The 15,543-nt window shown below is 15.4% G+C and carries 15 protein-coding genes, 1 tRNA gene and 1 pseudogene; 5 read left to right on the top strand and 12 right to left on the bottom strand.

Features of this window, described 5'->3' with window-relative positions:
- Positions 1 to 426 precede the first annotated feature (426 nt).
- From C3B56_RS01745 to lipA, 3 genes are read left to right on the top strand one after another with little or no spacing between them, the layout of a single operon-like run.
- Positions 427 to 900: a hypothetical protein gene (locus tag C3B56_RS01745; RefSeq protein ID WP_157977626.1), complete on the top strand. Its 474-nt coding sequence runs from the start codon at positions 427 to 429 to the stop codon at positions 898 to 900.
- 41 nt (positions 901 to 941) lie between these two features.
- Positions 942 to 1,568: a lipoyl(octanoyl) transferase LipB gene (gene lipB / locus C3B56_RS01325; protein ID WP_126071625.1), complete on the top strand. Its 627-nt coding sequence runs from the start codon at positions 942 to 944 to the stop codon at positions 1,566 to 1,568.
- 17 nt (positions 1,569 to 1,585) lie between these two features.
- Positions 1,586 to 2,449, top strand: coding sequence for a lipoyl synthase (lipA, locus tag C3B56_RS01320; RefSeq protein ID WP_126071624.1), 864 nt, complete (start codon positions 1,586 to 1,588; stop codon positions 2,447 to 2,449).
- Here the strand turns inward: lipA and C3B56_RS01315 are convergent.
- Positions 2,450 to 2,523 (bottom strand) — tRNA-Arg (locus C3B56_RS01315). It abuts the gene before it with no gap.
- Positions 2,524 to 2,668: 145 nt separating this feature from the next.
- Between C3B56_RS01315 and cysS the strand changes: the two genes are divergently transcribed.
- Complete coding sequence (gene cysS / locus C3B56_RS01310) at positions 2,669 to 4,051, top strand: cysteine--tRNA ligase (protein WP_126071623.1); 1,383 nt, start codon at positions 2,669 to 2,671, stop codon at positions 4,049 to 4,051.
- A 4-nt stretch (positions 4,052 to 4,055) separates the two neighbouring features.
- Here cysS and folD read toward each other — a convergent pair whose 3' ends face one another.
- Both folD and ligA read right to left on the bottom strand, forming a co-directional pair.
- Positions 4,056 to 4,925 carry a bifunctional methylenetetrahydrofolate dehydrogenase/methenyltetrahydrofolate cyclohydrolase FolD gene (gene folD, locus C3B56_RS01305; protein WP_126071622.1) on the bottom strand — a complete coding sequence of 290 codons (870 nt, stop codon included), beginning with the start codon at positions 4,923 to 4,925 and terminating at the stop codon, positions 4,056 to 4,058.
- 37 nt (positions 4,926 to 4,962) lie between these two features.
- A complete protein-coding gene (ligA, locus tag C3B56_RS01300; RefSeq protein WP_126071621.1) occupies positions 4,963 to 6,699 on the bottom strand; it encodes an NAD-dependent DNA ligase LigA in 1,737 nt (578 codons plus the stop codon).
- A 36-nt stretch (positions 6,700 to 6,735) separates the two neighbouring features.
- On the opposite strand from ligA, the gene dapE reads away from it, so the two are divergent.
- Positions 6,736 to 7,866 (top strand): succinyl-diaminopimelate desuccinylase, encoded by a 1,131-nt coding sequence (dapE, locus tag C3B56_RS01295; protein ID WP_126071620.1) that lies wholly within the window; start codon positions 6,736 to 6,738, stop codon positions 7,864 to 7,866.
- A gap of 32 nt (positions 7,867 to 7,898) precedes the next feature.
- On the opposite strand, the gene dapA is transcribed toward dapE, so the two are convergent.
- The 9 genes and pseudogenes from dapA to iscU form a co-directional block, all read right to left on the bottom strand.
- Positions 7,899 to 8,780 carry a 4-hydroxy-tetrahydrodipicolinate synthase gene (gene dapA / locus C3B56_RS01290; RefSeq protein ID WP_126071707.1) on the bottom strand — a complete coding sequence of 294 codons (882 nt, stop codon included), beginning with the start codon at positions 8,778 to 8,780 and terminating at the stop codon, positions 7,899 to 7,901.
- 76 nt (positions 8,781 to 8,856) lie between these two features.
- Positions 8,857 to 9,984, bottom strand: a complete 1,128-nt coding sequence (der, locus tag C3B56_RS01765) for a ribosome biogenesis GTPase Der (protein ID WP_408608455.1) — start codon at positions 9,982 to 9,984, stop codon at positions 8,857 to 8,859.
- A gap of 38 nt (positions 9,985 to 10,022) precedes the next feature.
- On the bottom strand, positions 10,023 to 10,232 hold the full coding sequence (locus tag C3B56_RS01280) for a GTPase (protein ID WP_126071619.1): 210 nt from the start codon (positions 10,230 to 10,232) through the stop codon (positions 10,023 to 10,025).
- Between the two features lie 61 nt (positions 10,233 to 10,293).
- A complete protein-coding gene (gene hisS, locus C3B56_RS01275; RefSeq protein ID WP_126071618.1) occupies positions 10,294 to 11,589 on the bottom strand; it encodes a histidine--tRNA ligase in 1,296 nt (431 codons plus the stop codon).
- A gap of 23 nt (positions 11,590 to 11,612) precedes the next feature.
- Positions 11,613 to 12,691 (bottom strand): annotated as a pseudogene (gene rlmN / locus C3B56_RS01270) (23S rRNA (adenine(2503)-C(2))-methyltransferase RlmN).
- Between the two features lie 44 nt (positions 12,692 to 12,735).
- Positions 12,736 to 13,065: an ISC system 2Fe-2S type ferredoxin gene (gene fdx / locus C3B56_RS01265; protein WP_126071617.1), complete on the bottom strand. Its 330-nt coding sequence runs from the start codon at positions 13,063 to 13,065 to the stop codon at positions 12,736 to 12,738.
- Between the two features lie 8 nt (positions 13,066 to 13,073).
- Positions 13,074 to 14,567 carry an Hsp70 family protein gene (locus C3B56_RS01260; protein ID WP_126071616.1) on the bottom strand — a complete coding sequence of 498 codons (1,494 nt, stop codon included), beginning with the start codon at positions 14,565 to 14,567 and terminating at the stop codon, positions 13,074 to 13,076.
- Positions 14,568 to 14,574: 7 nt separating this feature from the next.
- Positions 14,575 to 15,129 (bottom strand): hypothetical protein, encoded by a 555-nt coding sequence (locus C3B56_RS01255; protein WP_126071615.1) that lies wholly within the window; start codon positions 15,127 to 15,129, stop codon positions 14,575 to 14,577.
- Positions 15,130 to 15,153: 24 nt separating this feature from the next.
- The gene (gene iscU, locus C3B56_RS01250) at positions 15,154 to 15,540 is read right to left on the bottom strand and encodes a Fe-S cluster assembly scaffold IscU (RefSeq protein ID WP_126071614.1); all 387 of its coding nucleotides are present in this window, start codon (positions 15,538 to 15,540) and stop codon (positions 15,154 to 15,156) included.
- Positions 15,541 to 15,543 lie beyond the last annotated feature (3 nt).

Here is a 15,543-nt window from a genome sequence, read left to right as displayed (position 1 = left end):
AGAAAATAAAATAAAAAACATTATAAAAAAAAAATATATTTATAATATTTATTATATTTCGATTAAAAAAATTTTTGATTTTACAATAGTATTAAATTTATTAAAACAAAATAATATTTTCAAAAAAAAAAATTAATTATAGTTAATTTAGATATAAATATATTTAAAAAAAAAATATTTTATAATATTAATAAAATATTAAATTTATCAAATTTAGAAAATATATTAGTTTTAATTTATAATAAAAATGATATAAAAATAAAAAATTTTGATTGGTATAATAAAATAAATTTAATAGGTATTATAATAGATAATACATTTATAAATACTCAAATAAAATATTTTATTAATAATTATATTAAAATTAAAAAAATTAATTTATCTACATCTTCAATAAATTTAATTATTTATTTTTATAAAAATAATGTGTCAAATTTAATAAAAATATTAGATTATATATGTTTATTATATAAAAAAAAAAATATAAAAAAAAATAAAATTAAATTTATTTTAAATAATATTAATATATTTACTCATAAATGTTGGATAAAATCTTTAATATTAAATGATTTGAATTTTTCTATAAATATTTTATATCAATTAAAATTAAAAAATTATAACATTAAAATTATAATAAAAGAATTACAATATTATATAATAATATTAATTAAAATTTTTATAAATAAAAATAATAAAAATTTGTTATATAAAATTTTTAAAAAATATTATATAAAATATGAAGATAGTTTATTATTAATTAATATAACTAATAATTTAAATATTAATAAATTATATATAATAATTAATTTATTATATAATATAGAAATTAGTTATTATAATAATTTTTATTATAATATATGGAATATAATTGAATATATTTCAATTATTATATTAAAATAATATAATAAATTTTAAATAAATATATTAATAAATTAAATTTTATGAACAATATTATAATTAAAAATTTAGGTAAACTTGAATGGTATAAAGTAGTTAATAACATGAATTTATTTAATAAAAAAAGAAAATTTAATACTTGTGATGAAATATGGTTAGTTGAACATTACCCAATTTTTACAATTGGTAAAAAAAATAAAAATAAATATAAAAAAATAAATAATATAATTAATATACCTATAATGTATAGTGATCGTGGAGGTGATATTACTTATCATGGTTTAGGTCAACAAATTATATATTTTTTAATAGATTTAAAACGTAAAAAAATAAATATAAAAAAATTTATTGATATTATTGTAAAATCTATTATTAATACTCTTTCATATTTTAATATTAAATCTTATTATTTAAAAAAACGTCCAGGTATATATGTTAAAAAAAAAAAAATATGTTCTTTAGGTTTACAAATATATAAAGGATATACTTCTCATGGATTAGCATTAAATGTTAATATGGATTTATTACCATTTAAATATATAAAACCATGTGGTTATAAAGATCTAAAAATGACTCAAATTAAAAATTTTATAAATAATATTAAAATTAATAAAGTAACAAAAATATTAATAAATTTTTTAATATATATATTATGTATAAAATATATATAATTTTATAATTACAATAAATGAAAAAAAAAAATATTTATTCATTAAAAATTAAATTACCATATAATTTTAAAAAAATAAATAATATAAAAAATATTTTAAGAAAATATAATTTAAATTCAGTTTGTGAAGAAGCTTCTTGTCCTAATTTAACAAAATGTTTTAATAAAAATACTGCTACTTTTATGATTTTAGGATCTATATGTACTAGAAAATGTCCTTTTTGTAATATTAAATACGGAAAACCTTTAAAACCATCAATTAATGAACCTAAAAATTTAGCTAAAGCTATAAAAAAAATAGGTTTACAATATGTAGTAATAACATCTGTTGATAGAGATGATTTATATGATGGTGGAGCACAACAATTTGTAAATTGTATTAAAGCTATAAAAAAAAAAAATAATAAAATTAAAATTGAAATTTTAGTACCAGATTTTAAAAGAAAGTTAAAAAAAGCTTTAAAAATTTTATCTTTATATCCTCCTGATATATTTAATCATAATATAGAAAATGTACCACGTTTATATAAAAAAATTAAACCAGGAGCAAATTATAAAAATTCTTTACTTTTATTAAAAAAATTTAAAAATATGTTTCCTAATATACCTACTAAATCTGGTTTAATAGTAGGATTAGGTGAAACTTTCAATGAAATAGTTGAAGTAATATATGATCTTTATATAAATAAAGTAACTATGTTAACTATAGGTCAATATTTACAACCTAATAAAAATAATTTATCTGTATATAAATTTTGGAATATAAAAGATTTTAATAGAATTAAAAAAATAGCTGAAAATATTGGTTTTAAAAATGTTTTTTGTGGTCCATTAATAAGATCATCTTATAACGCTGCTTTACAACAATCTTTAATTAAATAATACACCCTACAGGATTCGAACCTGTGACCTATAGCTTAGAAGGCTATTGCTCTATCCTACTGAGCTAAGGGTGCTAAAATTAATATAAATATTAATAAATATAATAAATAATTTATTTTAAGAAAATATAATATTAAATTATATATTATTATATATAATATAATAAATCAACATTTATTATATTAATTTTAAATTTATTATTTATATAAAATTATAGTTATGCTAAAAATTTTTAATTCTATTAATAATAAAAAAGAAAAATTTATTTCTATACGAAAAAACAAAGTAAATATATATGTATGTGGAGTAACTGTTTATGATACATGTCATATTGGACATGGAAGAACTTTTATATCATTTGATATGATTATTAGATATTTAATTTATTTAGGTTATAAAATAAATTATGTACGTAACATTACTGATATTGATGATAAAATAATTAATAAATCTTATAAAAAAAAAATATCAATAAAAAAATTAACAAAAAATAACATATTAAAAATGAAAAAAGATTTTAAAAATCTAAATTTATTAAATCCTAATAAAGAACCTCTTGTTACAAATAATATACAAAATATTATCAAATTAATAATTAAATTATTAAAAAATAATAATGCTTATATCAGTTATAATGGAGATGTATTATTTTCTATTAAAACTTATAAACAATATGGTTATTTTTTTAAAAAAAAAGAATACAATAATATAAATAATTTAGATAATAAAATAGATTTTGTTTTATGGAAAAAATCAAATATTAATGAACCCGGTTGGTTATCACCTTGGGGAATAGGAAGACCAGGTTGGCATATTGAATGCTCAGCTATATATAATAAATATTTAGGAACAAAAATTGATATTCATGGTGGAGGACAAGATTTAGTGTTTCCACATAATGAAAATGAAATAGCACAATCACAATGTGCTTTTAAAAATAATATAATAAATTATTGGATGCATATTGGAATGTTAATGATAGATAATGAAAAAATGTCAAAGTCAAAAAAAAATGATTTTAAAATTAAAAAAATGTTAAATAATTATAATAACGAAATTATTAGATGTTTTTTATTATCACGACATTATAGAAAACCTTTAATATATAAAAATAATAGTTTAATAAAATATACTAATATTTTAAGATTTATGTATAAATCATTACAAAATACAAATCCTAATGTTAAAACTTTATTAGGTAAAACATTTAAAAAACGTTTTTTTGAAGCAATGAATGATGATTTTAATATTTCAGAATCATATTCTGTATTATTAAGTTTATCTAAAGAAATAAATATATTAAAAAAAAAACAATCTTCTAAAGTTCATAATTTTGCTGCAAGATTACGTCAATTAGGAAAAATATTAGGTTTATTAAATAATAATCCAGATATTTTTTTAAAAAAAATTATTAAAAAACCTTTACAAACAAAAAATAAAAAAAAATTTTATTATAAATATATATATAAAATAAATAAAATACGTAATTATTATCGTACTAATAAAAATTGGAAAATAGCTGATAAAATGAAAAATAAATTAATTAAATTAAATTTAAAAATTGAAGATAATATAAATAATACAATTTTATATAAAAAATAATTATTTATAATATATAATTATTATTTATTTTTTTTTTATAAGAAATAAATGTATTATACATAAGAGCAGAAATTGTCATTGGCCCAACACCTCCTGGTACTGGTGTAATATAAGACGATTTATTATATACACTATTAAAATTTATATCACCTTTAATATCACCATTATAATTATAATTTATACCTACATCTATAACAATAGCACCATATTTAATAATATTTCCATAAATAAAATTTATCTTTCCAACAGATACTATAACTAAATCTGCTTTTTTTACGTAATAACTTAAATTTTTAGTAAATCTGTGAATAATAGTAACAGTACAACCAGATAATAAAAGTTCCATACTCATAGGTCTTCCTACTATGTTAGAAGCACCTATTACCAAAGTATTTAAACCTAAAATATTAATTTTATATTTAGATAATAATGTTATAATTCCAAGAGAAGTACATGGTCTTAATAAGGGAATTCTTTGACATAATCTACCAATATTATATGGACTTAAACCATCTACATCTTTTTCTGGAGATATTATTTCTAAAATTTTATTAGTATTTATATGTAATGGTAATGGGAATTGTATAAGAATTCCATCTATTTTATTGTCTTTATTTAATTTATCTATTAATTTTAATAAAGTATTATTATTAATTGAATAAGGTAAATTATAAGCCAATGAAATTATACCAGAAGCTTTACATGCTATATGTTTTCTTTTAACATATAATAAAGATGATTTATTATTTCCAACTAATATTACAGCTAAAGTTGGTAATCTATATCCTATTTTTTTATATTTTTGAATTTTTTTATAAATATTATAAATTATATAATTTGATAAATTTTTACCATCTAATATTTTTTTCATAATATATGAAATAATATTTTAAATTTTTATAATATATATTTTAATTATATATATTAATATATTTTATTATTTTTGAAATTATTATTTTATTTTTTTTATTTTTCATAAAATTAAATATATTTTTTGCTGTTTTTTTTTTTATTTTAGGAACTAAAATTAATTTTTTTAAATCTGCATATATTATATTTTTTAAATATTTAAAATGTTTAGCAATATTTAAAGATAAAATTCTACCTATATTTTTAATTCCTAAAGAATATATAAAATTAGATAAATGTATATTTTTAGATTTATTAATAGATATTAAAATTCTATATAAAATATTTTTATTAATTTTATTTAATTTTAAAAGAATTTTATAATTTAATTTAAATATATCTAATATATTTTTAACAATTTTTTTTTTTATTAATTCATGTATTATATTTTTTTTAATAATAGTAATATTGAATCCTTTTTTAGAAACAAAATTTTTTATTTTTTCTTCTAATTGTATTTTACAAGATAAATTTTCAATACATTTATAAATATTTTTATTTTTTATAAATTTTAATTTATATTTACAAGAAGGACAAAATTTAGGAAAAATAATTTTTTTAATTTTTTTATTTCTTTTAGATAATATAACTTTTGTAATTTGAGGTATAACATCTCCTAATAATTTAACTATAACAAAATCACCTATATATAAATTTAATGTTTCAATATTTTTTTTATTATGTAAAGTTATTTTATTAATTTTATTACCTAAAATATTAACTGTTTTAATAATAGCTATAGGTATTATGATACCATATTTGCTTACATTAAATATTATATTAATAACTTTAGAAATTTTTTCTTGTGATTTAAATTTTATAGCAATAGCCCATTTTGGGTATTTATTATTATAACCAACTTTATTTTGTAATTTTTTAGAATCTATTTTTATTACTATTCCATCATTATCAAAACCAAAATATTTTCTATTAATATTTGAATTTAAAAAAAAATTTTTAATATTTTCTATTTTAGAAAATTTTTTAATAAAATTATGTATTGGAATTCCCCATTTATTAACTTTTTTTAAATTTTTAAAATGGCTGTCATTTAATAAATTAGGTTTTATAAAACCAATATCATAACATAAAAATGTTAAATTTTTATTTGATGTAATTTTTGTATTTATATTTCTTAAAGCACCAGATGTTGTATTTCTTGTATTTAAAAAATAAATATCATTTTTTTTTGTAATTTTATTAAAATTTTTATATGTTATAAAAATTTCACCTCTAATATCTATTTTTTCAGGAATATTATAACCATATAAAGTTAATGGAATATTATTAATAGACAATATATTTGTAGTAATATCATCTCCAAAATAACCATTACCTTTAGTAATAGCTTTTATTAAATTTCCTTTTTTATAAATTAAACTAATTGATACTCCATCAATTTTTAATTCACAACATAAATTAAATTTTATCTTTACAATATTATATATTTTTTTATAAAAATAATAAATTTTATTTATGTTATAATAATGTTTTAAAGATAACATTGGATATAAATGTTTTTTTTTTTTTATTTTATTATTATTAAAATAATTGTAATTAATTTTATTTAAATATTTTTTTTCATTAAAAAAATATTTTTTTTTTAGAATATTAAATTTATTTATCAATTTATCATATTCATAATCTGGTATTTCAGAATAACTTAAATTTCTATATAAATAATCATAATATATTATTTTTTTTTTAATTTTCAAAATAATATTTTTAATATTTTTCATTTAATTTTATTATAATGTAAGGTTTGTTATAAATTTATGTTAAACATTATTTCATTATTTAAACAATTGATTAAATGTCCATCATTAAGTCCATTAGATTCAGGATGTCAAATTATTATTAATAATCGTTTAAAAAAAATTGGTTTTAATATAAAATATATAAATATTAATAAAACTATAAATACTTGGGCTTATCGTGGAGTTGGTAAAAATTTATTATTTGCAGGTCATACAGATGTTGTTTCTTCAGGCAATATTAATAATTGGATAACATTACCTTTTATACCAATTTTAAAAAAAAAAAAAATATTCGGAAGAGGTTCTGCAGATATGAAAGGATCTTTAGCAGCTATAATAATAGCTATTGAAAATTTTATTAAATATAATCCTAATCATAAAGGACAAATTTCTTTAATATTAACTTCTGATGAAGAATCTGACGCTACAGATGGAACGATAAAAGTTATTAAAAAGTTAAAAAAAATTAAAAAAAAAATAGATTATTGTATTATAGGAGAGCCTTCTAGTAAAAAATATATTGGAGATAATATTAAAAATGGTAGAAGAGGTTCGTTAAATGTTAATTTAATAATTTATGGAAAGCAAGGACATATAGCATATCCTAATTTAGCAAAAAATCCTATACATGAATCGAATAATTTTATTAAAAATTTAATATTAAATAAATGGGGTTATAAAAATATTATTTTTGAACCAACTATATTACAAATATCTAATATATATACTGATAATATTAATAATTTAAATAATATTATACCTAATAAAATAAATATAAATTTTAATTTAAGATTTAATAATGAAATTAATATAAATAAAATTATTAATGAAATTAAAATAATGTTAATTAATAATAATTTAAAATATTATATGAAATGGAAAATTTTAGGAAAACCATTTTATACAAATAAAAATAATTTATTAGATATAATAAAAAAATCTATATATTTATATAATAAAAAATATCCCAAAATTTCTACTGAAGGAGGAACATCTGATGGAAGGTTTATTTATAAAATATGTAAACAAATTGTAGAATTAGGTTTAAAAAATAAAACAATTCATAAATTTAATGAATATATTAATATAATAGAATTAAAAAAATTAAGTGTTATTTATCAAAATATTATAAAAAATATTTTATTATAATAATTAAATTAAATATAAAATATATTTTTTATTTAAACAATATTAGCTTCATTTATAGCTTTTTCAATAATATATTCGAATTTTTTAGATAATTTAGTCATAGGTAATCTTAAAATATTGTTCTTAATTAAACCTAATCTAAAAGCTGCCCATTTTATAGGAATAGGATTAGATTCTATAAATAAAGATTTATGTAAAAACATTAATTTTTCATTTATTTTACGTGCTTTAATAAAATTTCCTTTTAAAGCTAAAGAACAAATTTTAGAGATTTTTTTAGCTGCAATATTAGCAGTAACTGAAATAACTCCATGTCCCCCTAATTGTATAAAATCAAGAGCTGTAATATCATCACCACTTAATAAAATAAATTTTTTATTTTTTACTAAAGATAATATTTGATTAACTCTAGATAAATTTCCAGTGGCTTCTTTAATTCCTACAATATTTTTAAAATAAGATAAACGAGCTATAGTTTCTGGTAATAAATCACAACCAGTTCTAGAAGGAACATTGTATAATATTTGGGGTAAATTAGTATTTTCAGAAATTGCTTTAAAATGTTGATATAAACCTTCTTGTGTAGGTTTATTACAATATGGAGTTATTGTTAAACAACCAGAAATTCCTGAATTTTCAAATTTTTTGGTTAAAGAAATACTTTCTAAAGTTGTATTAGAACCAGTTCCTGCTATAATAGGTATTCTTCCATCAGAAATATCTAAAGTCATCATAATTAAATTACAATGTTCTTTTTTACTTAACATAGAAGATTCACCAGTTGTTCCTACGGAAACTATAGCAGATGTTCCATTTTTAATATGATAATTAATTAATTTTGTTAAATCTTTTTTACATATAGTATTATTTTTTTTTATAGGTGTTATTAAAGCAACAATACTTCCTGTAAAAATCATTATATACCTCTTTAAATATATATCTTTTATTATTATTTATTTATAATAAATTTATTGTAATAATAATATATTTTTAAATATCATTTTTAATATATGGATTATTACTTTCTTTAAATATTATTTTTATAGGTATACCAATTATATTTAATTTAATACGAAAAAAATTAATTAAATATTTTTTATAAATATTATTAATACCATTTATATGATTACCATGAATAATTATAGTAAAAGGATCATAAGTACCAATATGAGCATATTTTAATTTTGTTCTATATTTTTTATATATAGAAGGTGGATGTTTACTAGTAGATTCATTTAATATTTTATTTAATAATGAAGTATTTATTTTTTTTTTATTATTTAAATTAAGTACTTTTTGTATTAAAAAAAATAAATATTTTATACCTTTTCCATATAATGCAGAAATAAAACAAATAGGTATAAAATTAATAAATTTAAATTTATTAATTATGTTATTTTTTATATTTATTTTTTGATATTTAGAAATTTTATCAGATTTATTAAATGCTATAATAATAGCTTTACCACTTTTTATTATATTATATATTAAAGATAAATCTTTTTGAGAAATATTTATTTTTACATCAATAATTAATATTATAATTTTTGAAATTTTTATTTCTTTAAAAGATCTAATAATAGAAAATTTTTCTATAATACTATCAATATTATTTTTTTTTTTAATACCTGCTGTATCAATAAAAGTATATAATTTATTATTATATTTAATAGGTACATATATACTATCTCTTGTAGTACCAGGTTTATTATCAACAATAATTCTTTTAGATTTATATAAAAAATTTATTAATGTAGATTTTCCAACATTAGGAGATCCAATAATAGCAATTTTTATATTATTTTTTTTTATATTATTATAATAAAATTTAAATTCATAATTTTTATTTAAATTATTTTTTTTTTTTATATTTTTAATATATGGAATTAATTTAATATCTAAAAATTTTTTTATACCATAATGATGTGCTGTAGATAAAAAAGATATATTTTTAAATCCTAATTTATAAAATTCATAAGAACAATTTTTTAAATTTTCATTATCAACTTTATTAACAATTAAAAAAATTTTTTTTTTATATATATATCTTAAATATTTCGTAATTTCATAATCATCATATAATATTCCAGTTAAAGCATCTACTAAAAATAATACAATATTAGATTTTTTTATAAAATTTAAAATTTGTTTTAATATTAAAAATTCTTTATTTTTTTTTTTTTTTTAAAGCCTGCAGTATCTGCTATAATAAATTCAAAATTTTTATATTTTACTATTTCATAATTTATATCTCTTGTAACATTTGGAATATTATAAAAAATAGCTTTTTTAGAATTAGTTATAATATTAAATAAAGTAGATTTACCAACATTTGGTCTTCCAATAATAGTAATTATAGGTAACATTTTATTTTTTAAATATTAATAAAATTTATATTATTAAAAACAATAATTTAAAAATATTTTATTAATGGATATTATTTAATAATTTTTTTAATAAAATTTTAATTATTTGTTTTTTTGTTTTTATTAATTTATTTCCATTTATTAAATTTTTCATAATTAATTTATTAGTTTTTATTTTGTTTTTATTTTCAATTAATATAAATAATGATTTCATTTTTTTTGCTTTAATAATTTTTTTTTTTATTTTTTTTTTATAATTAAAATCTAAAAATACTTTTATTTTTGGTAATAAATCTCTTAATATTTCAGCAAATTTAATAAAAATATTTTGTTTATTAAAATTATGTACAATAATATAAATATTTATATAATCAATAATATTTTTTTTTTTTTTTTTACATTTTAAAAATAACATTAATAATCTTTCAAAACCCATAGCACAACCTATTGCAGGAACATCAAAACCACCTATTTTTTTAACTAAATTATCATATCTTCCGCCAGCACAAATTGTAATTGATTTATTTTTAAAAAAATTAGTTTTCCATTCAAATACTGTATTATTATAATAATCTAATCCTCTAAATAAATTTTTATTAACAATATAATTAATTTTAAAAAATTTTAATAAATATAATAAATTATTAAAATAAGAAATAGATTTTTTATTTAAATAATATTTAAGATTAGGAGCTTTTTTTAAAATTTTTATAATTTTAATGTTTTTAGTATCTAAAATACGTAATGGATTTTTATACAATCTATTTTTACATTCTAAATCCAATTTATTTTTATATTTTTCTAAAAAAATTATTAAATCTTTTTTATATTGTTTTCTTTCTTTTATAGAACCTATATAATTAATTTCTAGTTTCATATATTTAGAAATATTTAATATTTTCCACCATCTTAACGTAATCATTAATAATTCTATTTCTATATTAGATTCAGGTAATCCAAATATTTCTATTCCTATTTGATTAAATTGACGATATCTTCCTTTTTGAGGTCTTTCATAACGAAACATTGGTCCAAAATACCATAAACGTTGTTCTTGATTATATAATATTCCATTTTCGATACTTGCTCTAACACAACTAGCAGTACCTTCAGGTCTTAATGTTAAATAATTACCATTTTTATCATAAAAACTATACATTTCTTTTTCTACAATATCTGTTATATTTCCAATAGCTCTTTTAAATAATTTATTATTTTCTATAATTGGAAATTTTATTTCGTTATATCCATAGCTATTTAATACTTTTTTAATTTTATATTCAATTTTTTGCCAAATAGTTGTAGTTTTAGGTAAAAAATCATGCATTCCTCGTACTGATTTTATATTATTTAACAATTTTAATCTCATTATAAATTAAATTAATAATTATATTTATTTTTTTTAATATTTTTTCCTGATAACTGACCACAAGCTGCATTTATATCATTTCCATGTAATTTTCTTATGGTAGTAATAAAACCATTTTTTTTTAATATTTCAGCAAATTTATGTATTCTATTTTTAGAACTACTTTTATATATAGTATTAGGTATTTTATTAAATGGAATTAAATTTATTTTACTTGGTATATTTTTTAATAAATTTATTAATTCATAAGCATTATAAATATTATCATTAATATTATTTAACATAATATATTCTATCATTACTTTATTTTTATTAATATTAGATAATTTTATATATTCTTTTATTTTTAATAAACAAGAATTTATATTATATTTTTTATTAATTGGCATTAAATTATTTCTTAAAGTATCATTAGAAGCATGTAAAGAAAAAGCTAAAGATACATTTATATTATTAATAATTTTTTTAAAAGAAGGTATAATACCAGATGTTGATAAAGTAATTTTTTTTTTTTTTATATTAAAACCATAATTATCTGATATAATTTTTATTGAATTAATTACATTATTTATATTTAATAATGGTTCACCCATTCCCATAATTACTATATTTGAAATTTTTGTTTTTTTATTTATATAATATAATATTTTATATATATACCAAATTTGTCCTATAATTTCTGATATTTTTAAGTTTTTTTTAAAACCCTGTTTTCCTGTAGCACAAAATTTACATTTTAACATACATCCTATTTGAGATGAAATACAAATTGTTTTTCTATTAATTTCAGGGGTATATAAACTGTTTCTATTATTTGTTTATCAATATTAAATAAATATTTTATAGTTCCGTCTTTGGAATATAATATATTATTTATTTTAATTAATTTTATTTCTAATTTTTTTTTAAGTTTATTTCTTAATTTTTTGTTTATATTAATCATATAATCAAAATTATTACAAAAATAATGATATATCCATTTCATTATTTGTTTAAAACGAAATTTTTTTTCTTTAATAGAAATTATAAATTTTTCAATTTCATTTTTATTTAAATTTAAAATATTAATTTTTTTTGAATTAACTTTCATATATTTAAAATTTAATTTTATATTAATATATTTTATTATTTATTTTAATTAACATAATTTATATTATATTTTGGTATTTCAACAATTAATTCTTGATTAAATATTATAGTTTGACAAGATAATCTACTTTTATAATCTAACCCCCATGCTTTATCTAACATATTATCTTCTAATTCTTTTATTTTATTAAGATTATTAAATCCTTTTTTAATTATACAATGACATGTTGTACAAGCACATACTTTTTCACAAGCATGATCAATATAAATACCATTTTCTAAAGCTATATTTAAAAGACTATCTTTTTTATTATAATAAATTATTTTACCTTTAGGTAAAATATTTTTATGAGGTAAAAAAAAAATTTTATTCATAATATACTTTATTTATAATTTAATAATCTATTTTTATATAAATTATAAATTTTAATTTCTTTTTTTATTCCAGTAGATTTTTCTTGTATTTTTACATTTAATAAACCATTATGATCAATTTTAAAATTAATAAAAATTTTTATTTTACCTGAAGGTAACGGTGGAATATTTGTTAAAATAAATTTTGATAAACATTTACATTTAGAAACTAAATTATTTTCACCTTGTATAATTTTTATACTCATAGTAGTTTGATTATCTTTAAAAGTTGTAAATTCTTTAGTACATGAAATAGGTATTTTAGTATTTCTATATATTATTTTTTCTACTACTCCACCAATAGTTTCTATACCTAATGATATTGGTATAACATCTAATAATAAAACTTTTTTATATTTATTTTTTATAATTTCATTTGCATGAATAGCAGCTCCTATAGAAACTACTTTATCTGGATTAATATTATTAAGTAAATTACATTTAAAAAAACTTTGTATTTTATTTTTAATAAATGGAATTCTGGTAGAACCTCCTACTAAAATTACATTTTTAATATCTAAAACTTTAATATTAATATTTTTTATTGTTTCATAACAAATTAATAAAGTATAATTTATTAATGGTTCAATAATGTTTTCTAAATCTTTTTTATAGATTTCAATTTGATATTTATTATAATTTATAATAAATTTTTTTTGATAAGTTAATTTTAATTTAATTTTTATAGCTAGTGATTTTAATTTTTTTATTATTATTTTATTATTAACATTTTTTAAATTTAATTTTTTTATTAACCAAGAAACTATTAAAAAATCAATATCATCACCACCTAAATAATTATTTCCTCCAATAGCTAAAACTTCATAAAAACCATTATAATCTATTTTTAAAATTGAAATATCAAATGTTCCACCACCTAAATCATAAACAGCTATTAAACCATTTATTTTTTTATATACACCATAAGCTATAGCAGCAGATGTAGGTTCATTTAATAATTTTAATAAATTTAAATTTGATAAATTTGCAGCATCTTTAGTAATATTTATTTGTTCATTGTTAAAATAGGCAGGAACTGTTATTACAACATCTTTTATATTATTTATGTTTAAAATATATTCTGATCTAATTTTTAAAGTTTTTAAAATATCTATATAGACATTTATAATATTTATTAAACCTATATTAGTATTAATAAAAATATTTTTATTTATTGATTTTAATGAATATAAAAAATTGTTATAAAATTTTATATTTATATCATCTATATTAATACCAATTATTCTTTTTATAGATGTTAATATATTATAAAATTTATATTTTTTTTTAAATAATTTCCATCCTATAATAGATTTTAATTTATTATATGATGCTATTGATGGTAATAAAAATCTTCCTTTTGTATCAGTTAATATTTTTATTTTGTTATTAAAAAAAGAAGAAACTAAAGAATATGTAGTTCCTAAATCTATACCTAATGTTATTTTTTTTTTATTTAACATAAAGTGTTTATTTAAATTTATTATTAAAATTTTTATAATTAATAATTTTATATATTTTAATATAATTAATTTTATCTTTAATTTTATTTATAAAAATAATTTTATTTAAAATTAAAAATATATTTAAAATTTTTTTATTTTTAATATAAAATTTAATTTTATTAATATAAAATTTTTCTAATAAATTTATATAATTATATAACATATATAATAATATTTTATTATTTAAATATTTTTTTTTTTTTTTTAAAAAATCTATATATTGATAAATTTTAAATTGTTTTTCTAAATTTTTATCTTTATTAATTGTTTTTTTTTCTTTATTTATTTTAATTTTATTTATAAATAATAAATATTTTATTATAGAAATATTATTATTTAATATATTATATACTCTATTTAAGAAAATATTTTTTTTTAAAATTTTATTTATTTTTTTTTTTGAATTTTTTTTATATAAAAATTTATTATTTTTTTCTTGTAATTTTTTAAATTTCTTAAGTAAAATTTTATTATTTATATATACAGATTTTTTTAAATTAAATAACTTAAAATAATTCATATTTATCCTTTTAATAAAATTAATTTAATTTTTGTTTTTATCTTTATAATTTTTAATAGCTTTTTTAATAGCACTTTCTGCTAATATTGAACAATGTATTTTAACTGGTGGCAAATTTAATTCTTTTGCAATATAAATATTTTTTATATTTTCAGCTTCTTTTAAAGATTTACCTTTAATTAATTCTGTTACAAAAGAACTTGAAGCAATAGCAGAACCACAACCATAAGTTTTAAATTTTGCGTCTTTTATAATATTTTTTTTTTTACTAACTTTAATTTGTAATTTCATTACATCTCCACAAGAAGGAGCACCTACTATTCCACTTCCAACATTTATATCTTCATTATTTAATGATCCAACATTTCTTGGATTTTCATAATGGTCAATAACTTTTTTACTGTATGACATTTA

It is taken from the genome of Candidatus Annandia adelgestsuga (assembly GCF_003956045.1).
Classification (GTDB): Bacteria; Pseudomonadota; Gammaproteobacteria; order Enterobacterales; family Enterobacteriaceae_A; genus Annandia; species Annandia adelgestsuga.
The sequence above is the reverse complement of the archived record's forward strand: the minus strand, read 5'-3'. Positions and strand labels throughout refer to the sequence as shown.